This is a genomic window from Streptomyces sp. NPDC059875 (assembly GCF_042731085.1).
Taxonomy (GTDB): Bacteria; Actinomycetota; Actinomycetes; order Streptomycetales; family Streptomycetaceae; genus Streptomyces.
The window spans coordinates 1-25,980 of sequence record NZ_JBHWJZ010000046.1 but is presented as its reverse complement, the minus strand read 5'-3'; the positions used below and the strand labels follow the sequence as shown (position 1 = coordinate 25,980).

At 72.4% G+C, this 25,980-nt stretch carries 23 protein-coding genes; 6 read left to right on the top strand and 17 right to left on the bottom strand.

Annotated features, from left to right (window positions below; all coding sequences use genetic code 11):
* Window positions 1–4: 4 nt before the first annotated feature.
* The 10 genes from ACFV9D_RS34955 to ACFV9D_RS34910 form a co-directional block, all read right to left on the bottom strand.
* Window positions 5–574, bottom strand: coding sequence for a Pycsar system effector family protein (locus ACFV9D_RS34955; protein ID WP_385155644.1), 570 nt, complete (start codon window positions 572–574; stop codon window positions 5–7).
* Entirely contained in the window at window positions 571–1,872 is a 1,302-nt protein-coding gene (locus ACFV9D_RS34950) for a hypothetical protein (protein WP_385155641.1), read from the bottom strand. Before ACFV9D_RS34950 ends, ACFV9D_RS34955 begins: the two co-directional genes overlap by 4 nt.
* A complete protein-coding gene (locus tag ACFV9D_RS34945) occupies window positions 1,869–4,244 on the bottom strand; it encodes a hypothetical protein (protein ID WP_385155638.1) in 2,376 nt (791 codons plus the stop codon). The genes ACFV9D_RS34950 and ACFV9D_RS34945 overlap by 4 nt, the downstream gene beginning before the upstream one ends.
* The gene (locus ACFV9D_RS34940; RefSeq protein WP_385155635.1) at window positions 4,241–5,059 is read right to left on the bottom strand and encodes a hypothetical protein; all 819 of its coding nucleotides are present in this window, start codon (window positions 5,057–5,059) and stop codon (window positions 4,241–4,243) included. Before ACFV9D_RS34940 ends, ACFV9D_RS34945 begins: the two co-directional genes overlap by 4 nt.
* Window positions 5,060–5,135: 76 nt before the next feature.
* Complete coding sequence (locus ACFV9D_RS34935; RefSeq protein ID WP_385155632.1) at window positions 5,136–5,858, bottom strand: Crp/Fnr family transcriptional regulator; 723 nt, start codon at window positions 5,856–5,858, stop codon at window positions 5,136–5,138.
* Between the two features lie 227 nt (window positions 5,859–6,085).
* Window positions 6,086–8,641: a polynucleotide kinase-phosphatase gene (locus ACFV9D_RS34930; RefSeq protein WP_385155630.1), complete on the bottom strand. Its 2,556-nt coding sequence runs from the start codon at window positions 8,639–8,641 to the stop codon at window positions 6,086–6,088.
* The gene (locus ACFV9D_RS34925; protein WP_385155627.1) at window positions 8,638–10,104 is read right to left on the bottom strand and encodes a 3' terminal RNA ribose 2'-O-methyltransferase Hen1; all 1,467 of its coding nucleotides are present in this window, start codon (window positions 10,102–10,104) and stop codon (window positions 8,638–8,640) included. Before ACFV9D_RS34925 ends, ACFV9D_RS34930 begins: the two co-directional genes overlap by 4 nt.
* Window positions 10,105–10,150: 46 nt before the next feature.
* Complete coding sequence (mmuM, locus tag ACFV9D_RS34920; protein ID WP_385155623.1) at window positions 10,151–11,086, bottom strand: homocysteine S-methyltransferase; 936 nt, start codon at window positions 11,084–11,086, stop codon at window positions 10,151–10,153.
* A gap of 15 nt (window positions 11,087–11,101) precedes the next feature.
* Window positions 11,102–12,025 carry an LLM class F420-dependent oxidoreductase gene (locus ACFV9D_RS34915; protein WP_385155621.1) on the bottom strand — a complete coding sequence of 308 codons (924 nt, stop codon included), beginning with the start codon at window positions 12,023–12,025 and terminating at the stop codon, window positions 11,102–11,104.
* 67 nt (window positions 12,026–12,092) lie between these two features.
* Complete coding sequence (locus ACFV9D_RS34910) at window positions 12,093–12,470, bottom strand: nucleotide pyrophosphohydrolase (protein ID WP_385155618.1); 378 nt, start codon at window positions 12,468–12,470, stop codon at window positions 12,093–12,095.
* Between the two features lie 191 nt (window positions 12,471–12,661).
* On the opposite strand from ACFV9D_RS34910, the gene ACFV9D_RS34905 reads away from it, so the two are divergent.
* The 3 genes from ACFV9D_RS34905 to ACFV9D_RS34895 all read left to right on the top strand — a co-directional run bounded on the left by ACFV9D_RS34905 (window position 12,662) and on the right by ACFV9D_RS34895 (window position 15,207).
* A complete protein-coding gene (locus tag ACFV9D_RS34905) occupies window positions 12,662–14,080 on the top strand; it encodes an MFS transporter (protein ID WP_385155700.1) in 1,419 nt (472 codons plus the stop codon).
* A gap of 86 nt (window positions 14,081–14,166) precedes the next feature.
* Complete coding sequence (locus tag ACFV9D_RS34900; protein WP_385155615.1) at window positions 14,167–14,712, top strand: TetR/AcrR family transcriptional regulator; 546 nt, start codon at window positions 14,167–14,169, stop codon at window positions 14,710–14,712.
* Window positions 14,713–14,988: 276 nt separating this feature from the next.
* The gene (locus ACFV9D_RS34895) at window positions 14,989–15,207 is read left to right on the top strand and encodes a hypothetical protein (RefSeq protein WP_385155612.1); all 219 of its coding nucleotides are present in this window, start codon (window positions 14,989–14,991) and stop codon (window positions 15,205–15,207) included.
* A 56-nt stretch (window positions 15,208–15,263) separates the two neighbouring features.
* On the opposite strand, the gene ACFV9D_RS34890 is transcribed toward ACFV9D_RS34895, so the two are convergent.
* The 4 genes from ACFV9D_RS34890 to ACFV9D_RS34875 all read right to left on the bottom strand — a co-directional run bounded on the left by ACFV9D_RS34890 (window position 15,264) and on the right by ACFV9D_RS34875 (window position 18,388).
* Window positions 15,264–15,758 carry a DUF6099 family protein gene (locus ACFV9D_RS34890; RefSeq protein WP_385155609.1) on the bottom strand — a complete coding sequence of 165 codons (495 nt, stop codon included), beginning with the start codon at window positions 15,756–15,758 and terminating at the stop codon, window positions 15,264–15,266.
* Between the two features lie 284 nt (window positions 15,759–16,042).
* Window positions 16,043–17,248 carry an ATP-binding protein gene (locus ACFV9D_RS34885; RefSeq protein WP_385155697.1) on the bottom strand — a complete coding sequence of 402 codons (1,206 nt, stop codon included), beginning with the start codon at window positions 17,246–17,248 and terminating at the stop codon, window positions 16,043–16,045.
* 196 nt (window positions 17,249–17,444) lie between these two features.
* The gene (locus tag ACFV9D_RS34880; protein WP_385155606.1) at window positions 17,445–17,864 is read right to left on the bottom strand and encodes a cell division protein SepF; all 420 of its coding nucleotides are present in this window, start codon (window positions 17,862–17,864) and stop codon (window positions 17,445–17,447) included.
* 68 nt (window positions 17,865–17,932) lie between these two features.
* Window positions 17,933–18,388, bottom strand: a complete 456-nt coding sequence (locus tag ACFV9D_RS34875) for an Lrp/AsnC family transcriptional regulator (RefSeq protein ID WP_385155603.1) — start codon at window positions 18,386–18,388, stop codon at window positions 17,933–17,935.
* A gap of 116 nt (window positions 18,389–18,504) precedes the next feature.
* Between ACFV9D_RS34875 and ACFV9D_RS34870 the strand changes: the two genes are divergently transcribed.
* From ACFV9D_RS34870 to ACFV9D_RS34860, 3 genes are all read left to right on the top strand, one after another.
* Complete coding sequence (locus ACFV9D_RS34870) at window positions 18,505–19,560, top strand: asparaginase (RefSeq protein WP_385155600.1); 1,056 nt, start codon at window positions 18,505–18,507, stop codon at window positions 19,558–19,560.
* Window positions 19,561–19,698: 138 nt separating this feature from the next.
* Complete coding sequence (aspA, locus tag ACFV9D_RS34865) at window positions 19,699–21,108, top strand: aspartate ammonia-lyase (RefSeq protein ID WP_385155597.1); 1,410 nt, start codon at window positions 19,699–19,701, stop codon at window positions 21,106–21,108.
* 242 nt (window positions 21,109–21,350) lie between these two features.
* Complete coding sequence (locus ACFV9D_RS34860; protein WP_385155594.1) at window positions 21,351–22,046, top strand: type 1 glutamine amidotransferase domain-containing protein; 696 nt, start codon at window positions 21,351–21,353, stop codon at window positions 22,044–22,046.
* Window positions 22,047–22,077: 31 nt separating this feature from the next.
* Here ACFV9D_RS34860 and ACFV9D_RS34855 read toward each other — a convergent pair whose 3' ends face one another.
* From ACFV9D_RS34855 to ACFV9D_RS34845, 3 genes are all read right to left on the bottom strand, one after another.
* Entirely contained in the window at window positions 22,078–22,470 is a 393-nt protein-coding gene (locus ACFV9D_RS34855; protein ID WP_385155591.1) for a nuclear transport factor 2 family protein, read from the bottom strand.
* Between the two features lie 187 nt (window positions 22,471–22,657).
* The gene (locus ACFV9D_RS34850; RefSeq protein WP_385155588.1) at window positions 22,658–25,201 is read right to left on the bottom strand and encodes an ATP-binding protein; all 2,544 of its coding nucleotides are present in this window, start codon (window positions 25,199–25,201) and stop codon (window positions 22,658–22,660) included.
* Window positions 25,202–25,215: 14 nt separating this feature from the next.
* Window positions 25,216–25,902, bottom strand: a complete 687-nt coding sequence (locus ACFV9D_RS34845) for a response regulator (RefSeq protein ID WP_385155694.1) — start codon at window positions 25,900–25,902, stop codon at window positions 25,216–25,218.
* Window positions 25,903–25,980 lie beyond the last annotated feature (78 nt).

Below are 25,980 nucleotides of genomic sequence, written 5' to 3'. Positions count from 1 at the left end.
TCTCTCACCACAGTTCGCTGAAGAGGGCCGATAGCGCGCCGAGCACGAGGGAGCAGACGCCCAGGCGCAGCCATCGGTATTTCGCGGCGAGCACGACACCGTGCACGCTCGCCTGTTCGAGGAGCCAGCCGGTGGCGTCCTCGCCGGACGCCGTGAGCCGGTCGCGCAGGGCGCCCGAGGAGGTCCCCGCGGTCAGTTCCCGCAGGAGGGTGCGGTCGGCGCCGGTGCGGGTGCGCGGCAGGACCACCGAGACGAGCATCAGGACCCCGCCCGTCCACAGCGCCCCCGCCACGACGAGCAGGGCGAGGCCCGCTCCCGACGAGGGCAGCGGGCCGCGGTCCTTGGAGAAGACCACCGCCAGGAAGGCGAGGGCGCCGGAGAGCAGGATCGCCGCCTTGGTGTCGGCCCGGCCGATGTCCTCGCGGACGTCGACGAGGAGCCGGTCGGCCATGAAGCGGAGGTCGGCGGGGTCGGGGGCGGGTACGGGGGCCGGGCCGGGAACGGGGCCCGGGTCGGGAGGCGGCGCCGGCGGCGGGACGGGCGCCGGGGTCGGGGGCGGGGCCGGGGTGGTCATTCGGCGTCCCAGTCGTCGAAGTCGGAGCTCGGCGGCCGGGAGCGGGACGGCCGCCCCGGGTACTCGTCGCGGTCGCGCTCGGAGGACGACTGGACGCGGGTCGGCTCGTACACCGGACGTTCCTCCTCGGCCCGGCCGTCGCCCCGCTCCCCCGTCCGGTCCGCCGCCCGGTCCGCGTCCCGGCGCTCGTGCCGGCCGCCGTCGTCCTCGTCACGGTCGGCGTCGAAGTCGGCGTCGGCGTCCCACGGCGGCAGGACCGGCTCGGGGAGTCCTCGGTCCAGCGCCGCCCGTCTGCGGTCGGGCCCGGGCGGGTTGAGGACGTGCCCGGCGACTCCGCCGAGCACGGTGCCGGTGCTCTCCCGCAGGAACTCCAGTACCTGGTACATCGGTTCGCCGATGTCGTGCCGCTCCAGGACGCCGGTGTCGAGGAGCCGGTTGAACACCGCGAGGAAGTCGGCCTGGCCCTCCCGCTTCTCGTGCTGGAGCTCGCGCCTGATGTCCCACTGCTTGTCGGGGTTCATCGCCATGTGATGGGCGACCTGCGCCAGATCGCCGCGCCGGAAGAGCTCCTCGAGATCGCGGGCGCGTTCGGCGACCAGCCGCCGCTCGGCCACGTCCTTGAGGCGCTGCTGCTCCATCTCCCGCTCGTCGACCTGCATGGTCACCGCGACCATGTCGCGCTTGCCGATCGCCTCCTTGATGGCGTCGTCCAGGTCGATGAAGACGAGGACCCGGGTACGCAGCCCGAGATCGGCGCCGAGGCGGAACCGCCCCGAGGCCAACTCGTCCCGTACGGCCTCGTCGGCGCGCTGGGCGTCGGTCAGCCGGAACCTGCGGGACACCGCGCGCAACCCGTCCAGGAGGTCGTCGCGCAGCAACTCGGCGACGTCCCAGACCTGTTGGGTGACGACCAGATGCGGGTCGGCGACCTTCCACTGCACCCGGGCGGCGGCCTTGAAGAAGACCCCGTCGCCCGAGGCGGGCAGGGTGAGCTCGAACTCGGTGACGTTACGGCCGAGCCGGACCTCGAAGACGGTGTACGGGGAGCCGAGCCGGGGCTTGTTCGTGTCCTCGTTGCGATCGGGCCACATGACCCGGTGGCCGCCGTTGCGGTAGAGCAGGACGGCCGCGATTTGGCCGCTTTCGCGCTTGTACGGGGGCTTGCGCTCGCGCAGCAGCGGACCGCGGGGGCCCTCGCCCTGCGGCCCTTGCCCCTGCCGCCCCTGGCCGAGGCCCTGGCCCTCCCCCTCTGCCTGGTGATCGCCGGGCCGGCCGCCCTCGTTCCGCGGGTCGTTCATCGCGTCGCTCCTTCCGCGACGGCGTCCCACATCCGGCCCGCCGCGCGTTTGTCCATGGGCCGGTCCCGGTCGCCGACCAGCTCCTTCAGCAGCCCCCGCAGCCGGTCCCGGTCCCTGCGGCTCACGCCGAGCAGCGGCAGCAGCCGGCAGACGTGACCGAGCGCCTCCTCGTCCTTGGCCGCGCGGCGCAGCAGGCTGCCGAGACCGTCGAGGGCGGCCTCTCCGGAGCGCGCGGTGTTGAGCGTGTGGAGCAGCAGGGCGCCCAGCTCCGGCGCGAGTTCGGGCCGGGTGGCGAGCAGGGCCACGAGCAACGGCCGGGCGGCGTGGGGTTCGAGCTCGGGTACGTCGCGCAGCCCCCACAAATGGGTGGTACGGAAGGTCAGGGTGTCGAGCATCGAGACGAGGACCAGGTTGGCGAGGCTGAGCCGCCCGTCCTTGAGCCACTCGGCCATTCGCCGGATCACCGTCTCCGGCTCCCCCGAGGCGAGGAGCCTGACGACGCTGAACGCGGCCGCTGAGATGACGTCCACGTCGGTCGCCTCCCGCCCGCGCACCACCCGTGCCAGTCCGTCGAGCGAACCGCTCACGGTGCCCGCCGCCAGCACGTAGCCGTGGGTCAGCAGGACCACGTCGCGCAGCTCGTCGTCGTCGCCGGACGCCCACTCCTTCAGGACGGCGACGACGGCGGGTCGCACCCGTGGATCGCGCGCCGCCTCGGCGAGCGCCGTGGCGGCGGCCATCCGGGGTACGGCGCTGTCCATGACCGCCATGGGGGCGATCAGCTCCCCGAAGCCGTGGATCCAGTCCCAGGAGCAGAGCACCCCGGCGGCGATGGAAGCCCGCACCCACACCTCCGGGCGCGGGTCGTCGCACAGCGAGCGGAGCCAGCGGGAGACCGGGCCGCGCACGTTGTGGTAGCCGTGCCAGATCTCGGCGAGGACGGCGGTGGCCAGCGCGTCGCCCTGGAAGCGGATCGCCCGCACGGGCACCCTGGCCGGCCCGAGGTCGAGCTCGCCGTCCTCCAGGACGGCGCGGGCGAGCACCGGACGACTGTCGGCATGCGTGCCGAACAGCCGCCGACCCGGGGGGCGTTCGGGGTCGAGGGTGGAGCCGAGCTCCCAGGCGAGGAGTTCGGCGGCCTCGGCCGCGATGCTGTAGGCCGAGCCGTTGAAGACGGCGACGGCGATACGGAACGCGGTCGCGTTGAGGGCCGGCTGCGCCTCGGGCAGCGTGCCGGGGCGGTCCGCGCCGGCGAACCAGGAGCGCGCCTGGGCCCGTACGAACGCCGAACAGTCCTCCAGGAGCTCTTCGTCGGTGAGCTCCTCCTTCTGACGCCGGGCCAGGTGGTCGGCGAGCCGGGCGGCCTCGCGCGGGCGCAGCGCGTCGAGCCCCAGGGCCTTGGTCACCTCGGGCCGCCGGGCGAGGGCCCGGGCGGCGTCGAGGGCTCCCGCCGGCTCGCCGCGCAGCAGCAGCCGCAGGTGGCGGCGGAGGACCTCGTCGGAGGGCGGCGGCGGGCAGTACGTCCCGTACCGTCCGCGCATCAGCCGGTCGGCGAGGTCGCCGCTCTCGACGAGGACGACGCCGTACGCCTCCTGCTCGTGCAGTTGCCGGCTGAACCGGTCGAGGTGCAGTTCGGAGAGGCGGATGCGGGGACGGCGGGTCCGGTCACGGGGCTCGTCTCGGCCGGGGGGCGGCTCGTGCTCGGGCCGGGCGTCGTCGTTCGGCAGCTCCAGGAGGTGGCCGCAGGCCCGCTCCAGCACGTCGGTCTCGATCTCGTCGACGCGGTGGCGCGGGTCGAGGCGGGCGACCTTGTGGTCGGTGAGTTCGGAGAGGAGGGCCAGGGCGGTGGCCTTGCGGCCGCTGCCCGTCTCGCCGCACAGGACCAGGAGGCGGTTCTCCCGCAGGAGCTGCTTCATCCGTACGTAGCCGGGGACCTCGCAGTAGACGTCGTCCAGGTGCTGGAGGGTCTCCTCGGGCACCCGGCCCCGTACGAAGTCGGGGCGGTTGCCGGGGCCCGACCAGAACTGGGTGATGAACTGGTTGCCCTCGTAGATCTGGCCGTCGCCGCCGATCTCGTACGTACGTCCGGCGGGGCGCGGCGCGAGCGTGCGCAGGGCGGCGCGTGCGGTGCCGGCGCCGCCGGTGCCGCCCACGCCGTCGACCGGACTGCGGCCCGCCCGCTCGAAGGGGTTGGCCTCGGGCGGCTGTTCGCCGGCGCCGTCCCCCCGGTCGCCGCCGGGTCGGTCGCCGGCCGCCGCCCCCGCCGCGCCGCCTGGGCCTGCCGCTCCCCCTGCGCCTCCGGAGTCGCCACCGGCGGAGGGGCCGTCGTCCTTGGGCTCGTCCTGCGCCGGGGAGCCGTCCTCGTCGCTCATGCGCCCTCCCCGTTCCGGATGCCGGTGATTCCGCCGTGGATCGTGTTGTCCTTGATCACCAGCAGGTCGCGGCCCGCGTGGTACCGGTCGCCCTTCGTGGGCGTGGGCGGGGTGTCGGTGGGCGGTGGGCCGTCCCCCCGCGTCGGCCCACCGCCGGTCTCGGGGTCACCGCTGCCGTTCCCGCCGTCCGTCTCGCCGAACGGCGGCAGCGGCGGTGCCGGTCTGCGGGGGATGTGGAACCAGGCGGTCTCGTCGGTCTCCTTGGAGCGCACGCGGGCCTGCCGGTAGTGCCCCGGTTCCACGTAGCGGCCGCCTTCCACGACCACGTTGTCGTAGAGCCAGTCGGAGACGACCACGAGCAGATCGGCGTCGGCGGCGGCCGTCATGACCTGCTTGGCCGTGGGGCTGTCGCAGAGCCGGCAGGCCAGGTCGACCGCGCGCCCGACCAGTCCGTGGCCGTCCTCCAGGACGAGTCCCGCGTTCATGCCGACCCGCATCCGCAGCCGCTCGCGGCGGCCCGCGTTGTGCTCGCGCAGGCTCTCGTACAGGGTGTCGATCCAGCGTCCGACCATGAACGACGGCGGGACCTCCGGGCGCAGCGCCCCGAGGATGCCGTCACCGCGGTCCTCCTGGTGGACGGTGCCCGGTTCGACGCCGATGGCGGCGTACGCCTCGCCGAACGCCTCGTACATGGCCGCGCGCATCCGCCGTTTCGCGTCCATGCTCCAGGAGCCCGATCCGACCGCGTCGCCGAAGACGACGAGGCGGTGGATCGCTCCCGCACTCGCTCCCGCGCTCGCTCCCGCACTGCTCACTCGGACTCCCTGTGTGCCGTGTTGCCGTGGTGACGGGTCAAGCCTGGTCGCGCACGGCGACCGGCGATGTAGCCGTTTACACACCCGGCGGAGGTTTCTCCGCCGTTTTCGTGTGGGGGGATCCGCCCTGGGCCAGCAGGACCAGGACGGGCATGTCGATGACGACGACCCGGCGGTTCGCCGTGCGGACGACGTCCTGTTCCCGCAGCAGCCGGAGGGCCTTGGCGACCGCCTCCCGGGTGGCGCCTATGGCGGCCGCCAAGTCGTGTTGGGGAAGCGGAAGTTCGAGGAGGGTCCCGGTGTCCGCGCGGCGGCCCGCCCGTTCGGCGAGCTCGACCAGGCGGGCGGCGAGCCGCTGGAGCACGGTCTCGGACGCGAGGGAGCGGCGCTCGACGTCGGCGCTGCGCAGCCGGGTGGAGAGCTGCCGCAGGATCAGCGAGGTGGCGTGCGGATGGGCGGCGAGGAAGCGCCGGAAGCGGTCGCCGGAGATGGCGACGGCCTCGACGCGGCCGAGGGCGGTGACGGTGGCGCTGCGCGGCCGGCGGTCCACCGCGGCGAGGTCGCCGACCACCTCGCCGGCGCCGCGCAGGGCGAGGATGAGGCGGGTGCCGCGCTCGGTCTCGACCGAGACGACGGACCAGCCGGACATCAGGGCGAGGACGTACGCGGTGGTGTCCCGTTCCCGGATCATCACCTCGCCGGGCTCGTAGGTGCGCGGGCTCCCCTCGGCGAGGAGCGTCCTGCGGTCCCGGTCGGGCAGGGCGTGGAGGAACGAGCGGTCCTGGCCGAAAAGACTCACCGTCACTCACCCCCGCCGCCTGAGAAGCCCGGATGTCACGTGGGGACCGTACCCGCGCGTTCGTGTGCTTGTTCCCACCTCAAGTGGCCTACGAAGACACGTTGTTGACGCTGCGTCACGCCGTGGGGTGAAGAACGCTAGGGGCTGGCGAAGAGGCCCGTCAACGAGCACGGGGGGCGCAGGGGAGCGCAGCTATCCACTCCCCTGCGCCCCCCGTGGGGCGGCTGTCACAGACGCGGGTCGACCGGCTCGGACTCCAGTGCGAGCACCGCGAACACGGCCTCGTGCACCCGCCAGAGCGGCTCGCCCTCCGCGAGCCGCTCCAGCGCCTCCAGGCCCAGCGCGTACTCGCGCAGCGCGAGCGAACGCTTGTGGCCGAGGAACCGGTTGCGCAGGCGCTCCAGGTTCTCCGGGCGGGTGTACTCGGGGCCGTAGATGATCCGCAGGTACTCCCGGCCGCGGACCTTGACGCCCGGCTGGACGAGCCGGCCGTCGGCGCCGCGCACGAGCGCCGCGAGCGGCTTGACGACCATGCCCTCGCCGCCCGCCGCCGTCATCTCCAGCCACCAGTCGACACCGGCCCGTACCGACGCCTCGTCGCCCGTGTCGACGACCAGCCGGCGCGTGACCTGGAGAAGACCGCTCGGATCGGAGTCGACCAGCCGGTCGAGCCACCCGAGCTGCTCGTCGTGCGGCACACCCGCCAGCGAGCGCCCCCGCACGGCGAGGACCTGGAACGGGGCGAAGCGCACGCCCTCGAGGCCCTGCGTCGGCCAGCAGTAACGGCGGTACGCCTCGGTGAACGCCTCGGCGTCCACCGCCCGTTCGCGCTGCTTGGCGAGGAGCGCGTCCACCCCGCCCACGCCCCGTGCCGCCGCCTGCTCCAGTGCGCCGAGCGCGCCGGGGAAGACGGCGCGGGAGGCCGCGCCGACCGCCGCGTACTGCGAGCGCAGCAGCCCGGCGGACTTCAGCGACCACGGCATCAGCTCGCCGTCGAGCAGCACCCAGTCGGTGTCGAGCTCGTCCCAGAGCCCGGCGGCGGTGACGGCCGCGCGCAGCCGTTCCAGGACCTCTTCGGTGACCTCCTGGTCGTCGAAGAAGGGCCGTCCTGTACGGGTGTGCAGCGAGCCCGTGGGGCCCTCGACACCGAACCGTTCGCGCGCCGCCGCCGCGTCGCGGCAGACGAGCACGACGGCCCGCGAGCCCATGTGCTTCTCCTCGCACACGACCCGCTCGACGCCGTCCGCCTTGTACTGCGCGAAGGCCTCGGCCGGGTGCTCCAGGTAGCCGTCCCGCTTCGAGGTGCCCGTGGGCGCCATCGTCGGCGGCAGATACGCGAGCAGTCGCGGATCGACCGCGAACCGGCTCATGACCTCGAGCGCGGCGGCCGCGTTCTCCTCCCGTACGGAGACGTTGCCCATCTGCCGGGTCTCCACGATCCGGCGTCCGTGCACGTCGGCCAGGTCCAGCGGCCGTCCCTCGTGCCCGCCGGGCGCCTCGGTCGCGAGCGGCCGGGCCGGCTCGTACCAGACCTTCTCCGCCGGTACGTCGACCAGTTCGCGCTCCGGCCAGCGCAGCGCGGTCATCTTCCCGCCGAAGACCGCGCCCGTGTCGAGGCAGATGGTGTTGTTGACCCAGGAGGTGTTCGGGACCGGCGTGTGGCCGTAGACGACCGTGGCCCGGCCGCGGTACTCCTCCGCCCACGGGTAGCGCACGGGCAGCCCGAACTCGTCGGTCTCCCCCGTCGTGTCCCCGTACAGCGCGTGCGAGCGCACCCGGCCGGACGTCCGGCCGTGGTACTTCTCCGGCAGACCGGCGTGGCAGACCACGAGCTTGCCCTCGTCGAGGACGTAGTGACTGACGAGCCCGTCGATGAACGCGCCCACCTCGGCGCGGAACTCCTCCGTCTCGCGGCCCAGCTGCTCGATCGTCTCGGCCAGGCCGTGGGTCTCCTGGACCTTGCGGCCCTTGAGCCAGCGGCCGAGCTTGTTCTCGTGGTTTCCGGGCACGCAGAGCGCGTCGCCGGACGCCACCATGGACATCACGCGGCGCAGCACGCCCGGGCTGTCCGGTCCGCGGTCCACGAGGTCGCCGACGAAGACGGCCGTACGCCCCTCGGGGTGGTGGCCGTCGACATAGCCCAGCGTGGCGAGCAGGGTCTCCAGCTCGGAGCGGCAGCCGTGGATGTCACCGATGATGTCGAAGGGGCCGGTGAGGTGACGCAGGTCGTTGAACCGCTTCTCCAGGACGACCTCGGCCGCCTCCACCTCCTCGGCGCTGCGCAGCACGTGCACCTTGCGGAAGCCCTCGCGCTCCAGACCGCGCAGCGAGCGGCGCAGCTCGCGGCGGTGGCGCTGGATGACGTGCTTCGGCATGTCCGCCCGGTCGGGGCGGGCCGCGTTCCGTGCCTGGCACACCTCTTCGGGCAGGTCGAGGACGATCGCGATGGGCAGTACGTCGTACTGCCGGGCCAGCTGCACGAGCTGGCGCCGGGCCTCCTGCTGCACGTTGGTGGCGTCGACGACGGTCAGCCGTCCCGCCTCAAGGCGCTTGCCCGCGATGTAGTGCAGGACGTCGAAGGCGTCCTTGCTGGCGCTCTGGTCGTTCTCGTCGTCGGCGACCAGGCCGCGGCAGAAGTCCGAGGAGATGACCTCGGTGGGCTTGAAGTGGCGGCGGGCGAAGGTGGACTTGCCGGACCCGCTCGCACCGATCAGGACCACGAGGGACAGGTCGGTGACGGGCAGCCTGCGGGCCCAGGTGGCGCCGGTGGTCTCGGTGGTCATGCCTGCTCCTCCTTCGGGGTCGCGGTGTTCTGGGTGAAGACGGCCATCTGCGTGGGCGGACCGACCTCGGGGTCGTCCGGGCCGACGGGGGTGAACTCGACGCCGTATCCGTACTGTTCGGCGACGCGCGCCGCCCAGGTGCGGAACTCCTCGCGGGTCCACTCGAAGCGGTGGTCGCCGTGTCGGACGTGTCCGGCCGGGAGGGTCTCCCAGCGGACGTTGTACTCGACGTTCGGCGTGGTCACGAGGACCGTCCGGGGTCGGGCCGAGCCGAAGACCGCGTACTCGAGCGCGGGCAGCCGCGGCAGATCGAGGTGTTCGATGACCTCGCTCAGGACGGCCGCGTCGTAGCCGGTGAGTCGCTTGTCCGTGTACGCGAGCGAGCCCTGGATCAGCTTGACCCGGCCGGCCTGCCGCTCGCCGAGCCGCTCAAGACGCAGCCGGCGTCCGGCGACGGTCAGGGCGCGCACGGAGACATCGACGCCGACGATGTCGGTGAAGCGCACGTCCTTGAGCAGCGCCTGCACCAACTGGCCCTGCCCGCAGCCGAGATCGAGCACGCGGGTCGCGTCGGCGGCCCGCAGCGCGGCGAGGATCGCGTCCCGGCGCTGCTCGGCGAGCGGCACCGGCTTTTCCTCTGTGTCGGTCGTCTCGTCGACGGCGTTGTCGACGTCCTCGACGTCCAGCCCGTCGCTCTCGGCGAGGCGCACCAGCTCCAGGCGCTCCATCGCCTCGCGGGTCAGGCCCCAACGGCGGGACAGATAGCGGCTGGTGATGAGCTTCTGCTCGGGGTGGTCGGCCAGCCAGCCGTCACCGGCGCGCAGCAGCTTGTCGACCTCGTCGGGAGCCACCCAGTAGTGCTTGGCGTCGTCGAGGACGGGCAGCAGGACGTACAGCTGGTTGAGCGCGTCGGCGAGCCGAAGCTCCCCTTCGAGGACGAGCCGCACATAGCGGGAGTCGCCCCACTCGGGGAACGCGGTGTCCAGTGCCACCGGCTCCGCCTCGACGGTGTCCCAGCCGAGGGGGCCGAACAGCTTGCCGACCAGCTCCGCCCCGCCGCGCGCCGGAAGCGCCGGCACCTCGATGCGCAGGGGCAGCGGCGCGGCGGCCCGCTCGGGCATCGCCTTGCAGCTCCCGCGCAGGGCGCTCTTGAAGACGGTGGAGAGCGCGACGGCGAGCAGCGAGGACGCGGCGTAGGGCCGGTCGTTCACATACTGCGCGAGCGCGGCGTCGGGGGCGCCGCCCCGGCCCTTGCCCTTGCCGCGGCGCACCAGCGCCACGGGGTCCACCTCGAGGAGGAGCGCGGCCGTGCACCGCTCGGCGGTGGCCTCGGGGTAGAGGACGTGCGCCGTGCCGTGCGAGGTGGAGAACGTCTGCGCGTTGTCGGGATGCTTGTGCAGCAGAAAGCCCAGATCGGTCGCGGGACGTTCGGGGGTGCCGGTCGTACTGATCGTCAGGAACACACGTCCGAGTATGGTCCGCCCATCCCGCTCCGACCAGGCATTTTCCTCAGCCCTCCGCGGGTCTCCCGGCATCGCCCGGGACATCCCCCAGGGCGGCGGCCAGCGCGGCGATCCGGTCGGGGCCGACGCGGCAGCAGCCGCCGAGCAGCCGGGCTCCGGCCGCCGGCCAGTCCCGCATCCTCCCGGGATCGAAGGATCCGCTCCCGCGCCACGCCCGGGCCCGGGCGTCCCACTCCTCACCGCTGTTGGGGTAGACGACCACCGGCTTCCCCGTCGCCGCGGCGGCGATCTCCACGGCCCGGCCCGCGTCCTCCGGCTCACAGCAGTTGACCCCGACCGCGATCACCTGGTCGTTGTCCGCGACGAGCCCGAACGCTTCCGTCAGCCCCTGCCCGGCGCGCGTCCGCTCGCCGGAGATCGTGTACGAGAGCCAGACCGGCACGCCGCATCGCTCGACGGCCCGGAGCAACGCCTCGGCCTCGTCGGTGTCAGGCACCGTCTCCAGGGCCAGCACATCCGGCTCCGCCGCCGCGAGGGTCTCGACGCGGGGCCGGTGGAACCGCTCCAGCTCGGCCACGGTCAGCCCGTACCGGCCGCGGTACTCGCTGCCGTCCGCGAGCATCGCCCCGTACGGGCCGATCGACCCGGCGACCCACACCTGCTCGGCGGCCCCCTCCGCCGCCGCCCGGGCCAGCTCCACACTGCGCCCGAGCAGCCGCGTCGTCTCGGCCCGGCCGATGCCGCGCCGGGCGAAGCCCTCGAAGGTGGCCTGGTAGCCGGAGGTGATCAGGACCCGGGCACCCGCCCGCACGTACGCCGTGTGCGCCGCCGCGATCTGCTCGGGCCCGTCGGCGAGCAGCCGGGCCGACCACAGCTCGTCGTGCAGGTCGCAGCCCTGGGCTTCCAGCTGGTTGGAGAGCCCGCCGTCGAGGACGAGCACGTCCTCGGCGAGCGCCTCGGCGAGTGTGCGCGCGGGTGCCATCGGGGTGCCCTTCGCTCAGCCCAGCTGGGACTGGACCTGGGCGGAGACCAGCTCCAGGTGGTCCAGGTCGTCGAGGTCCAGAACCTGGAGGTAGATCCTGGACGATCCGATCGCCGCGTACCGGCCGATCTTGTCCACGACCTCGGCGGGCGAGCCCGCCAGGCCGTTGGCCTTCAGCTCCTCCACCTCGCGTCCGATGGCCGCCGCGCGGCGGGCCACCTCGGCGTCGTCCTTGCCGACGCAGACCACGAGGGCGTTGGAGTACACCAGCTCGTCGGCCCGGCGGCCGGCGGCCTCAGCGGCGGCCCGGACCCGTCCGAACTGCCGCTCGCTGTCCTCCAGGGAGGCGAACGGGATGTTGAACTCGTCGGCGTACCGTGCGGCGAGACGCGGGGTGCGGCTCGCGCCGTGGCCGCCGATGAGCACCGGGATCCTGGCCTGGGCCGGCTTGGGCAGCGCGGGCGAGTCGACGAGCTCGTAGTACTCGCCCTCGTACGAGAAGGTCTTGCCGACCTCCGTGCCCCACAGTCCCGTGACGATCGCCAGCTGCTCCTCGAGCCGGGCGAACTTCTCCTTGGGGAACGGGATCCCGTACGCGCGGTGCTCCTCCTCGAACCATCCTGCGCCCAGGCCCAGTTCGACCCGGCCGCCGGACATCTGGTCGACCTGGGCCACCTGGATGGCCAGCACGCCCGGAAGGCGGAAGGTGCCGGCGGTCATCAGCGTGCCGAGGCGGATCCGCCTGGTCTCCCGGGCCAGCCCGGCCAGTGTGATCCACGCGTCGGTCGGTCCGGGCAGACCGTCGGCGGATCCCATGCTGACGTAGTGGTCGGACCGGAAGAAGGCGTCGAAGCCGAGGTCCTCTGTGGCCTTGGCGACCGTGAGCAGGGTGTCGTAGTCGGCCCCTTGCTGGGGCTCCGTGAAGATTCGAAGATCCATGCCTCCATCCTGCACCGCGAGGCGACGGTCAACCTCTCCGCCGCCGCCCGCTCCGGGGAGAACGCGCTCACTCCGGGGCGTGGGCATCACCGTTCTCGTCCGCGTCCATGGATCGCCCCGGGCGCCGGGCCGGAAAACGGACCTCGTTGCGGTCGATCTTCGCCGCCAGCGCGGCGAGCGGATCGATGCCGAGCCCGCCGCAGAACTGGAGCAGATACGCCAGCACGTCCGCGACCTCGTCCTCGACCCGGTGCGCCCGCTCCGGGTCGTCCATCACCCGGTCCGCCTCGTCAGGGGTCAACCACTGGAAGATCTCCAGCAGTTCGGCCGCCTCGACACTCAGCGCCGCGGCCAGGTTCTTGGGCCGGTGGTACGGCTGCCACTCCCGTGCGGCCGCGAACTCGGCCAGCCTGCGCTGCAATCCCGCCACATCCAGTTCTGTCACGGCATCAGGTCTAGCCCCCGCACACCGATGATTGCGAAACGGGGACAGTCCCCGTATTTTCCGGGAGTAACCGTGGACAGTCCCCGTTTAACTCTCGAGGAGATGCCCGAGCCATGAGTGAAACGACCGCAAGGAACACCACAGGACAGAGCCCGGCCATCCGGGCCGGCGCGGCCAACCGCCGCCCCGGCATGGTGCTGGCCGTCGTCCTCACCCTTCAGACGATGCTCGTCCTCGATGTGAACGTGGTGAACATCGCCCTCCCCGACCTCAAGGAGGCGCTCGGCTTCACACCCACCGGGCTCTCCTGGGTCCTCAGCTCCTACTTACTGCCCTTCGGCGGCCTGCTGCTGCTCGGCGGCCGCGCCGGAGACGTCCTCGGACACCGCCGCGGCCTGCTCATCGGCGTCACGGTGTTCACCCTCGCCTCGCTGCTCGGCGGCCTCGCCGACTCGGCGGGGACACTGCTCGCCGCCCGCGCCCTGCAGGGCGTCGGCGCCGCCGTCGCGGCGCCGACCGTGCTGGCGCTGATCGCGACCCACTTCACCGACGACACCTCCCGGGCCCGCGCCCTCGGCCTCTACGCGGCGGTCTCCGGCTCGGGCGCCGCCATCGGCCTGATCGGCGGCGGCCTGCTGACGGACTGGCTCTCCTGGCGCTGGGTGCTCTTCATCAACGTGCCGATCGGTGTCGCGCTGCTGATCGCGGCTCCGCTGTTCATCCACGAGACCGAGCGCAGGCCCGCCCGCTTCGACCTCGGCGGGGCACTGACCTCGACCGTCGGCACGACCGCGCTGGTCTACGGCTTCATCCGAGCCGCCGAGAGCGGTTGGGGCAACACCCTGACCCTCGGCTCCTTCGCCCTCGCGGTCGTCCTGCTCACCCTCTTCGTCCTCGTCGAGACCCACGCCAAGCAGCCGATCACCCCGCTGCGGCTCTTCGCCGACCGCAACCGCGCGACCGGCTATCTGTCGCTGCTGTTCGTCATGGCGGCCGGCAACGCGATGTTCTTCTTCCTGACCCAGTTCCTCCAGGAGGTCCGGGGCTTCACCCCGATCCAGGCGGGCCTGGCGTTCGTGCCGTTGGCCGCGCTGATCCTCGCCACGTCCGGCATCGCCGCCAAGGCGCTGCCCACGGTCGGCCCGCGGGTGCTGACCGCCGTCGGCGCCGCCGCCATCAGCGTCGGCCTGATCTGGTTCGCCCGGATCACCCCGGAGGCCGGATACGTCTCCGCCCTGCTCGGGCCGATGCTCGTCGCCGGACTGGGCATGGGCACCCTGCTCGTCGGCGTCACCACCATCCTGATGTCCGGCATCGCACCGGAGGAGACCGGCGCCGCATCCGGCCTGCTCAACGTGATGCAGCAGATCGGTGGCGCGCTCGGCCTGGCCATCATGGTCACGGTCTTCGGCACCGCGAGCCGCGGCGCGGCGGCCGAGGTCCCGACGGGTCTCGACGCCAAGGGCGCGGCGGACTTCGTCCTCACCGAGGGCGTCACGAGCGCGTTCGCCTGGGGCGCGGGATTCACCGCGCTCACCATCCTGCTGACCCTGATCATGCGCCCGGTCCCGATGCGTGGGGTCGAGGAGACCGGCGGGGAGGCAGGATAAAATCGGGGGCATACCCCGTTTCGGTGCCGCTGCCGTCGCCGACGGGAGCGGCCCCGTTCCCCGCACGGCGAGGAGAAGACAGCCCGATGCGCGCAGACGCCCGCCGCAACTACGAGCGACTTCTGTCCGAGGCCAGGAAGGCCTTCGCCCAACACGGCATCCACACCTCGCTCGACGACATCGCCCGGCAGGCGGGGGTGGGCAACGCGACGCTCTACCGCCACTTCCCGACCCGGGAGAGCCTGCTCGAGACCATGCTCCGCGACAGCATCTCCGAACTCGGCCGCACCGCCGAGGAGTTGCTGACCACGGAGCCGGCCGGAGCCGCGCTGGCGACCTGGGTGCGGGCGGCGGTGGCCCATGCCACCACGTACCGGGGCCTCGTGACGATGCTGATGGACAGCCTCAAGGACGAGACGTCCGAGCTGAACAACGCCTGTACGTCGATGCAGTCGTCCGGCCGGCAGCTGCTGGAGCGGGCGCAGCGGGCCGGGGAGGTACGGGACGACACCACGGCCTCCGGGCTGTTCGCGCTGATCGCCGCGGCGGCCTGGACCCGGGAGCACGCCCCCGAGGAGGCCGACCAGGTGCTGACCGTCCTCATCGACGGGCTGTGGCCACCACGGCGCTGACCGGCCGACCGGCCCACCCGCCCCGGCGGTCGGAGCCGAGCGCCTCCGCCGCACCGTCGCTCCATCCGTCAGCATCCGGTGCGGACTTGCTCGGTCGGGTGAATACCGGGCTCCTGGCGGGGCGCGTTCTGCCAGGCCAGTGACCGTGGCCCGACGCCCGTCGTTGGCTCGGGCGGAGCCGGACCGCCCGGCCCGCGCGCCGGCGGCCGCTGCCGGTGCGTCGTTCTCACGTGTGGCCCCTCCCCCGTGGGAAGGGCCTGGGCCGAGGAGGCCGCCATGTCCCAGGAAGCCGCGCCCGAAAGGGCGATGCCCGAGCAGCCGGTGCAGCAGTCCGTGCCCGAGCAGAAGGGCGCCGGCGCCCCCAAGGGCCTGCTGCAGCAGATGGAGGAGCTGATGGCGGCGCTCACCGCCGATCTGTCGCAGCTCGACGCCGACCTTCAGTCCTCGGCGGACCGCCAGGACACGCGCTCGGAAGACGAGCCCTTCACCGACTGACAGCGCTCCGGCCGCCCACCGCCCGTTGCCACGGCCGGCGTTCCCGCGGTTCCCGTTCATGACGGCCCCGCCGGGCCCGCTCGTCCCCGGGCGGCATCGGGCGGCCGGTCCCGCTCCCGTACGGCGAGCCGGCGCAGCATCCCCCGCACCCGGTCGTTCGACTCGTCGGCGGCGTCGATCGCCTCGATGCACTGCCAGTACAGCCCCTCCTCGTCGGTGACACAGGCCACCCCGACGAGGGCGATGCCCACCTCTCCGAGGAGCGCGCTCAGCGCGGTCAACGCCACGCGCGTGTCCCCCACTTCGGTGAGCTGAGCGGCTCTCAATCCGCCCGTACGCAGCGCGGGATGGTCGACCACCCCGCGCCCGCCCCCGATCTCGCTCAACCCGCGTGCCTCGCCTCGCAGTTCCAGCGGTCCGCACAGCGCGAGATGGCTCCCTATCGCCTGGGCGAGAGCCTGCGCCTGCCAGGCCTCCGCCACGATGTCCAACGCTTCCCTGCTCCGCGCCAGCGCGTTCCGCCCCGCCGCGATCAGTCGCTCCGCTTCCATGTACGCCGCCCCCGTTCGTACGACTTACTGCCCACTCACTCCACTACCCAGAGTGAAGGCGCCTGAGCCCAAACTCCAGAGGAATTCGGAAATCTGTGGACAGGAAGCTCGACGGGGAAAACGCGCTCACTCCGAAGAGTGACGATCACCGTTCTCGGTGGCGTCCACGGGCCGTCCCGGGGCCCGCTGACGGGTCAGCGGATCTCGTTCCGGTCGACCTTCGCCGCCGACAAGGCCCGCGAACTCGACCTGCCCGCACGGCAGTCCCCCTTCCGCCCCTCCCGTCACGGCGCCAGATCCACGACCGACACCCCGGGCGTCTCCCTCGCGCTCGCCGCGGCCGTCTCCCCGACGGTCGCCACGAGCCTGATGTGCCCACCGGCGCAGATGGTCGTGGCGAGGCCGAGCAGTTCCCGGAGCTGACGTCGATCCAGCCCCCGATCGCAGCCGTCCGCGAGGACGGTCAGTGTCCGCATGGCGTCCGGCACTTCGGCGAGTTGGTCCATGGCGAGCACGCCCGGACCGGTGAGGAGGACCAGGGCCAAGGCGAGATAGCGCAGCTCCCCGTCACCGAGCCGTCCCAGCGGGGTGGCCATCGGGCCCGGGCCCGGCGGGGCGGGCAAGGTACCCGCGCCCGCCCCGGCGCGCGCCGCCGCGCGCTCCGCCACCGCGCGCTCCAGCACCGCCCGTACCCTCCCGTCCGGGAGCTCCTCGACACCGACCCCCGTGACCGGCCCGGCGCAGCCGGCGCCCGCGACCGAGGCCAACCGGGCGTGCCGGCGCGGGCAGTCGGTACGCGTGCGGTGCAGCACCTCCGCGAGGTTGTCGCAACCACGCCGCAACCGCCCCTCGCCCGCCGGCACCGGCGCGCGCATCAGCTCCGGCCGGGGATCGCAGGCGAAGACCGAACGCAGCGCGACCACCACCTGCTCGGCCGCCGCCAGGACCTCCAGCTGCCCCTTCGTCTTGCCCGCGACCCGCAGGGGCAGCAGGGCCGTGCCCAACAGGTCGTCGGGGAACGGCGCGCGCGTGACGGGGGTGGCTCCGGCGGTGTGCCACTCGGCCTGGACGGCGTCGCGACCCGGGTCGCGGAGTGCGGTGGTGAGCAGCGTACGGCCGCGGCAGGTGAGCCGTTCGCCGACGATCCGGAGCCGGGGTTCGGCCTGTACGGCGATGTCGAGGTGGACGGGGCCGGCCGGGCCGTCGACCGTGCACCCGATCCTGAACCCCCGCCTCCCCTGGGCGTCGGGCCTGGCCCGCTCGGGGACGCAGTCGGCCGCGTCGGGAAAGGCGGTGGCCAGGTCGTCGCCCGCGCCCAGCCGCGCCAGCGCCTCGTACGCACGTAACGCGCTGGACTTCCCGCTCCCGCTCGCCCCGGTGAACAGCGTCACGGGTCCGAGGGGGTGGACGGCGGCGCGGTGCGCGGCGAAGGCCGAGAGGCGCAGTTCGGTGACGGCGGGGCGGGCGGGTCGCCGCGCGGAGCCGCCCATGAGCTGCCGAAGCACGTCGCGCGAGGGGTCGTGCGGGGAGTCGCGCACGGGAGCGGGACCGGGAACGAGCGTGGAGACGGAGGTGGAAGCGGAGGTGGCGGAGGCATCGGAATCGGGCGCAAGGCCGCCGGTGGAGTGCATGCTCGGACCGTATGCAGGCCGTTGTATGACGAACCGTTACGCCGTGATGACCTTCCTACGATCGAGGGACCGCGACCCCCGCGCCGTCGTGCTCCGACTCCGGCGCGCCCTCGACCTCGGTGCCGGCCGGGGTCAGCAGGAACACATTGCGGTCCACCCGGTGCATGGCGCTGCCGAGCCCGAACACGACACCGCTGCTGAAGTCCAGGATGCGCTTGGCGACTTCGGTGTCGGCGCCGGTCAGGTCCAGCAGCACCGGGATCTGGGCGATGAGGTATTCGGCGACCTCGCGGGCGTCGGCGAAGACCTGCACGCGCAGGACGACCATGCGCCGCTGCTCCGCGGCCTCGTACGGGTCGGGCATCGCGCGGTGGTCGACCCTCGACGGCCATTCGTCACGGCCGCGCAGGGGCACGACCTGGGCGAGGCCCTCCCACTGCTCGTCGGTGACGTCGTACCTCTCGTACCTACTCATGCGCCCATCCTCCCGCCCCTCACCCGTTCGGCCCAACAGCGACACGGCACGACTCTGCAGCAGGTCAGTCAGCGTTCGACCGGCAGCCCGCGCGGCTCCTTGATCCGCTTCATGATGATCTGCGAGTTGACCTCGGTGACCCCGGTCAGCGAGGTCAGCCGCTCGATCCAGAGGCGTTCGTACGCTGCGAGGTCGGCGACCGCGATCCGCAGCAGGCAGCCGGGGCTGCCGAAGAGGCGGTGCGCCTCGATGACGTCGGGGATGTCCCGCAGCGCCTCCTCGAAGGCCTCGACGGTCTCCCGGTCGCGCCGGACCTCGATCGAGACGAGCACCTCGAAGCCCCGTCCGACCGCTGCGGGATCGATGACCGCGCGATACCCCTGGATCACCCCGTCCTCCTCCAGCTGCCGCACCCGCCGCAGGCAGGCGGAGGCGCTGAGACCGATGCGCTGGGCGAGCTCCAGGTTGGTCAGCCGACCGTCCTCCTGAAGCTCGCGCAAGATACTGCGGTCGATGCTGTCCATCACACAATTATGCACGATGGAATTCACAATTCCGGGGCCGAATTCGCAATCACATTCCATACAAGCTGACCTATCGTTGCGAGGGCGACGACCTTCGACCTCCGGGACAGACAGACATGCAGTGGACACGCGACGACCGGCCCCGCCGGATCACCCTCATCAGCACCGGCGGCACCATCGCCAGCCGCTGGCAGGGCACCGGGTACGCCGCCGACGCGTCCGGCGACGACGTCCTGGCGACCTCCGCCCTCCCCGAGGGCGTGACGGTCGAGGTCGTGGACCTGTTCAACGTCAACAGCTCCCGGATGACCAGCGCCCGCCAGCTGACGCTGCTGCGCGCGGTCCACGCGGCCCTCGCCGACCCCGGCGTGGACGGCGTCGTGGTCACGCACGGCACGGACACCCTGGAGGAGTCGGCGTTCTTCCTGGACCTCCACCACTCCGACCCGCGACCGGTGGTCTTCACCGGCGCACAGCGCCCCCTCGGTACGGGCGACGGCGACGGCCCGGGCAATGTGTACGACGCCCTCCAGGTCGCCGCGTCGGTACGTGACCTCGGCGTGCTCGTCGTCTTCGACGGCCGGGTCCACGCGGCGCGCGGCACGGTGAAGTCGCAGACCCTGGCGGCCGACGCGTTCTCCGACCCGTCCGAGCACGACCTCGGGAAGGTCGGCTTCGGCAGCGTGGACATCCGCCGCACCCCCGACCGGCCCACGCCGCTGCCGCTGCCCGCCGCGGCCACCGCTCCGCGGGTCGACATGGTCATGCACCACAGCGACGGCGACCCGCTCTTCCTCGACACGTCCGTCGCCGCGGGCGCCCAGGGCGTCGTCCTGGTCGGCACCGGCGCGGGCAACGCCACCCCCGAGATAGCCGAGGCCGTCGAGAGGGCGGTCGCCCAGGGCACTCTGGTCGCCCTCAGCACCCGGGTCGCCGCCGGTCCGGTCGCGGAGATCTACACGGGCGGCGGGGCCGTGGACCTGGTGGCCGCGGGCGCCGTGCCGACCGGCTCGCTGCGCGCGGGGCAGGCCCGGATGGCGGTCCTGGCGACCCTCCTGTCCGACGTCACCCCGGACCGTCGCCCCGCGCTGCTGCACGGCCTGCTGAACGGCCCCACCAGGGCCGAACCCGCCCTGACGGCGGCCGGCTCCCGCTTCTCCGGCGGCTCCTGACCACGCGCCGGCGTCCGTCCCCTTCCCCTCCCCCGACGGACGCCGGCCCTCCTTCCTTCCTCCTCCCGGCGGGCTCACCCGCCCGGGCACCTCGCTGTGCCCTCCACACCCTCCCCTCCCCTGAAGGCACTGACCTCGATGAAGACTGTCTCCCGCCATGAGCACGACCTCCTCGGAGAGCGGGAGGTGCCCGCGGACGCGTACTGGGGCATCCACTCCCTGCGCGCCATGGAGAACTTCCCGATCACGGGAACGCCGATCTCCGTCTACCCCCAGCTGATCGACGCGCTGGCCGCCGTCAAGGAGGCCGCGGCGCTGGCCAACGAGGAGCTGGGCCTGCTCGCCCCGGAGAAGGCGGCCGCCATCGTCGCCGCCTGCCGGGAGATCCGTACCGGGAAGCTGCACGACCAGTTCGTCGTCGACGTCATCCAGGGCGGCGCCGGCACCTCGACGAACATGAACGCCAACGAGGTGATCGCCAACCGCGCCCTCGAACTCCTCGGCCACGCCAAGGGCGACTACGGGCACCTGCACCCGAACGAGGACGTCAACCTCAGCCAGTCCACCAACGACGTCTACCCGACCGCAGTCCGGATCGCGGCGATCACGGCGGTCCGCGGACTGCTCCAGGCCACGGCCGTGCTCCAGGACGCGTTCGCGGCGAAGGCCGTGGAGTTCCGCGACGTCCTGAAGATGGGGCGCACCCAGCTCCAGGACGCGGTGCCCATGACGCTGGGCCAGGAGTTCTCCACGTACGCGGTGATGCTGGACGAGGACCGCAACCGGCTGGCCGAGGCGGTCGAGCTGATCCACGAGATCAACCTCGGCGCCACCGCCATCGGCACGGGCCTCAACGCCCCCGCCGCCTACGCGGAGACGGCCCGCCGCCACCTCTCCGAAATCACCGGGATGCCTCTGGTGACCTCCGCCAACCTGGTGGAGGCGACGCAGGACTGCGGCGCGTTCGTCCAGCTCTCCGGTGTCCTCAAGCGCCTCGCGGTCAAGCTCTCCAAGACCTGCAACGACCTGCGGCTGCTGTCCTCCGGCCCGCGCGCCGGCCTGAACGAGATCAACCTCCCCGCCGTACAGGCCGGGTCGAGCATCATGCCCGGCAAGGTCAACCCGGTGATCCCCGAGGTGGTCAACCAGGTCGCCTTCGAGGTGATCGGCAACGACATCACCATCACGATGGCGGCGGAGGGCGGCCAGCTCCAGCTCAACGCCTTCGAGCCGGTCATCCTGCACTCCCTGGCGAAGAGCATCACCTCGCTGCAGGCGGCCTGCCTCACCCTGGCCGAGCGCTGTGTCGCGGGCATCACGGCCAACACCGACGAGCTGCGCGCCACGGTGGAGAACTCGATCGGCCTGGCCACGGCCCTCAACCCGCACATCGGCTACACGGCGGCCACGGCCATCGCCAAGGAGGCCCTCCTCACGGGGCGCGGCGTCGCGGAGCTCACCCTGGAGAAGGGCCTGCTGCCCGCGGCGCGGATCGCGGAACTGCTCACCCCGGAACGCCTGACGGGCCCCTCGCAGCCACTCCGCTAGCCGCTCCGGGGCGGTCCGACCGGGAGGGCCGCAGGGCGGGAGGGTATTCCCGCGGATCCATCGGAGTTCCTATGCCGACCATTGGATTCTCCATTGGAAACCCGTCGGCGACGGGCATAGCTTCGAGGACATCGCCGCACCGACGATCCGGACCCCGAGTGTCCGCACTCACTGAAGGGTCTCCGTGCGGCGGTGCCCATCCCCGGGCGCCTCGGCGCCCCGCCCCCTCGGAGTGACTCACCATGTCGAAGATCCTTTTCGTGATGACCGGCGCCGACCACTGGACTCTCGCCGACGGCACCAAGCACCCGACCGGTTTCTGGGCCGAGGAGGCGGCCGCGCCGTACGAGGCGTTCAAGGCCGCCGGCCACGAGATCGTCGTCGCCACCCCCGGCGGGGTCGTCCCCACGGTCGACCGGAGCAGCCTCGCCCCCGAGTTCAACGGCGGCCAGGAGGGCGCCGACCGGATCGCCGCCGTCCTCGCCTCGATCTCCGAGCTCCAGCACCCGATCACCCTCGAGGACGTGAACCTCGAGGAGTACGCGGCCGTCTTCTACCCCGGTGGCCACGGCCCCATGGAGGACCTCGCCGTCGACCGGGCCTCGGGGCGGATCCTGATCGACGCCCTCGACTCGGGCAAGCCGCTCGCCGTCGTCTGCCACGGCCCGGCGGCGCTCCTCGCCGCCGTCAAGGACGACGGCACGAACGCCTTCGCCGGCTACCGGGTCGCCGCCTTCACCGACGAGGAGGAGACCCAGTCCGGCTTCGCCGACAAGGCCCAGTGGCTGCTGGAGTCCCGACTGGTCGAGGCGGGCGTCGACGTACAGGTCGGCGAGCCCTGGGCACCGAACGTCGTCATCGACCGCAACCTCGTCACCGGCCAGAACCCGTCCTCCTCCGCCCCGCTCGCGGTCGAGGTCCTCAAGAAGCTCGCCTGACCACGGGCGTGTCCCAGCCGGCGGCGGCCCCTCACTCGCCGGCGGCCTCCCGGGCGATGCGGTCGAACTGGGCACCCATCGCCTCGGCGAGCGCCTGAGCGGCCGACAACGGGCGGACCATGACGGTGAAGTCGTCGATCCGCCCGTCCTCGTCGAAGTGGAGGAAGTCGCAGCCCTGGATGCGACGGCCGTTCACGGTCGCGGTGAAGACGAGGGCGTGGTCGCGCCCGTCGGGGTTCGCGATCTCCCGGACGTACGTGAAGTCCTCGAAGACACGCAGTACGCCACGGAGGATCGCCGCGGTGATCGCCTTCCCCTCGTACGGCTTGAACGCGACCGGGCTGGTGAACACGACCTCCTCGGCCAACAGCGCGGCAACGGCGTCCGCGTCACGGTTCTCGACAGCCTTGCGGAACGGGTGCATGAGCCCTCGCATACTCAACTAATTGAATAGGTGAGGGGAGGCTATGACCGCGGTGGGGTGTTGTCCAGCCCCGATGACGCCCACAGCCGGCAAGTGGGCACGCTCCCGCCGGACATCTCGGCGTGGCTGCTGCTGAAGGCACCGACCGACGTACCTCGGGACTGACGGGCCCGGCGGCACGTGGGCGTCATGTGGTCGCCTCCGCCGCCAGGTCCGGGAGGGACGGCGGGGCGCCCGCGGCCATCCGCAGGCTCACGGTCATGGTCAGCCCACCGCCAGGGGTGTCCTCTGCCGTCAGTGTGCCGCCCATCGCCTCCACGAAGCCCCGCGCCACCGCCAGACCGAGGCCGACACCCGCGCCGCGCGGAGCGTCGCCGTAGCGCTGGAAGGCGCCGAATATGCGGTCCTTCGCCTCGTCGGGGACGCCGGGGCCCCGGTCGACGACCCGTAGTTCGACGCGGTCGGCCAAGGCGCTCGCCGCGACGAGGACGGGCTGCCCGGGAGGGCTGTACTTGACGGCGTTCTCGACGATGTTGGCGACGGCCCGTTCCAGCAGACCGCGGTCGACGGCCACCATCGGGAGCGTCTCGGGGATGTCGAGGTCGACGCTGTCCTCGGGAACGCCGAGGAGAGCGATGGGCACGACCTCGTCGAGGTCGGTCTCGCGGATGACGGCGGTGACGGTTCCGGTCTCCAGGCGGGAGACGTCCAGCAGATTGCCGACGAGATGGTCGAGGCGGTCGGCGCCCTCCTCGATGCCTTCGAGGAGTTCGGCCCGGTCGTCCTCCGACCATTCGACGTCGTCGGAGCGCAACGACGAGACCGAGGCCTTGATGCCGGCGAGCGGCGTACGCAGGTCGTGGCTGACGGCGGCGAGGAGCGACGTACGGATCTTGTTGCCCTCCGCGAGCTTCCTGGCCTCCTCCGCCTCCCCGAGGAGCCGCTGCCGGTCGAGGACGACGGCCGCCTGGGCGGCGAAGGCACCGAGGACGCGCCGGTCCTCCGCGGGCAGCACCCGGCCCGTCAGCGCGAGGGCCAGGTGGTCCCCGACCGGCATCTCCACGTCCGCCTCCTCCGGGCGATCGGCCGGCCGGTGACCGACGACCGCGACGCAGGACCACGGCTCCGCCTCGTCAGGACGTTCCAGGAGGGCGACCGACTCCATGGAGAAGGTCTCCCGTACCCGCTCGAGCAGCGCTTCGAGCGTCGTCTCGCCACGCAGCACGCTGCCGGCGAGGAAGGACAGCGTCTCCGACTCGGCCCGCAGGCGGGCGGCCTGATGCGTACGGCGCGCGGCCACATCCACGACCGAGGCCACCGAGATCGCCACCCCCACGAAGATCACCAGGGCGACGATGTTGCGCGGGTCGGCGATGGTGAGCTGGTGGATCGGCGGGGTGAAGAACCAGTTCAGGAGCAGGGAGCCGACGGCCGCCGACGCCAGGGCGGGCTTGAGTCCACCCAGCAGAGCGGCCGCGACGGTGAGGGTGAGGTAGAGCAGGACGTCGTTGGCGAGGCCCACGTCGGGGGCGGCGGTGCTGAGCAGCACAGTGAGAAGGGCCGGGCCGACGAGGCCGACGAGCCAGCCCCAGATGGTCCGGGACCGGCCGAGCCGGGCGCCTCCGGTGACGGGCAGCCTGCGGCCCTTGGCGGCCTCGTCGTGGGTGACGATGTGGACGTCGAGGTCGGGTCCGGATTCGCGGGCGACGGTCGCGCTGACACCGGGGCCGAACAGGTACTGCCAGGAACGGCGCCGGCTCACGCCGAGCACGATCTGGGTGGCGTTCACCCCGCGCGCGAATGCGAGCAGCCCGGCGGGGATGTCGTCGCCGACGACGTGGTGGAAGGTGCCGCCCAGGTCCTCGACGAGGGTGCGCTGGACCGCCAGCTCTTTCGGCGACGCCGAGGTCAGACCGTCACTGCGCGAGATGTAGACGGCGAGGACCTCGCCGCCGGCCCCCTTCTCGGCCAGCCGCACGGCGCGGCGTATCAGGGTCCGCCCCTCCGGACCGCCGGTGAGGCCGACGACGATCCGTTCCCGGGAGCCCCAGATCGTGGAGACGCGGTGCTCGGTCCGGTACTCCTGCAGGTACTCGTCGACCCGGTCGGCCGTCCACAGCAGGGCCAGCTCACGCAGGGCGGTCAGGTTGCCGGGGCGGAAGTACTTGGAGAGGGCGGCGTCGACCTTGTCGGGCTTGTAGATGTTGCCGTGCGCCATACGGCGGCGCAGCGCCTGGGGCGACATGTCGACCAGCTCGATCTGGTCGGCGCGCCGGACGACCTCGTCGGGGACGGTCTCCTTCTGCCGGATGCCCGTGATGGCCTCGACGACGTCCCCGAGAGACTCAAGGTGCTGGATGTTGACGGTCGACACGACGTCGATGCCGGCCGCGAGCAACTCCTCGACGTCCTGCCAGCGCTTGGCGTTCCGCGAGCCCGGGACGTTCGTGTGCGGCAGTTCGTCGACGAGCGCGACGGTGGGCCGCCGCGCCAGGACGGCGTCCACGTCCATCTCCGTGAAGGACGTCCCCCGGTACTCGATCGTCCGGCGCGGAATCATCTCCAGGCCGTGCAGCATCACCTCCGTACGCGGCCGGCCGTGGTGCTCCACGAAGGCGACGACGCAGTCCGTACCGCGTTCGACGCGCCGGTGCCCCTCGGAGAGCATGGAGTACGTCTTGCCGACGCCCGGCGCGGCTCCCAGGTAGATACGGAGCTTTCCGCGTCCCATGTCCTGCGTCTCTCCTACGGTTCGAACCGGTAGCCCATACCGGGTTCGGTGATCAGATAGCGGGGATGCGACGGGTCCAGTTCCAGTTTGCGTCGCAGCTGGGCCATGTAGACCCGCAGATAGTTCGTCTTGGTGCTGTAGCTCGGGCCCCAGACCTCCTGCAGCAACCTCCGCCGGCTGACGAGCACACCGGGGTTGCAGATCAGTATTTCCAGCAGATGCCATTCGGTCGGTGTGAGCCGTACGTCCCGGTCCGCACGCCGGAGCCGCTTCGCCATCAGGTCGACGGTGAAGTCCTCGGTCGTGACCAGGTGGTTGGTGTGCGGCGCGGGTGCTGTCTCCTCCGTGCGCCGGGTGGCGGCCCGCAGCCGGGCCAGGAGCTCGTCCATGCTGAAGGGCTTGGTCATGTAGTCGTCGGCGCCCGCGTCGAGGGCACGGATCTTGTCCTCGGAACCGCTGCGCGCCGAGAGGACGAGCACGGGGGAACGGCTCCACCGCCGCAACGCCTTGATGACGTCGATGCCGTCCATGTCGGGCAGCCCCAGGTCGACGATCAGCACGTCCGGCGGCTCGGCGGCGGCGAGGGAGAGTGCCGTGGCACCGTCCGGCGCCGAGTCCACCACGTAGTGGCGCGCCTGCAGGTTGATCACCAGAGCTCGTGCGAGCTGTGAGTCGTCCTCGACCACCAGCACCCGCGTCATCGGCGTGCTGCCTTCCTCTTGTACGTGCAGTTCGTGTCGTCCGACGTGCCGCGGGAGCCGGCGGGCCCGGGTCGTTCC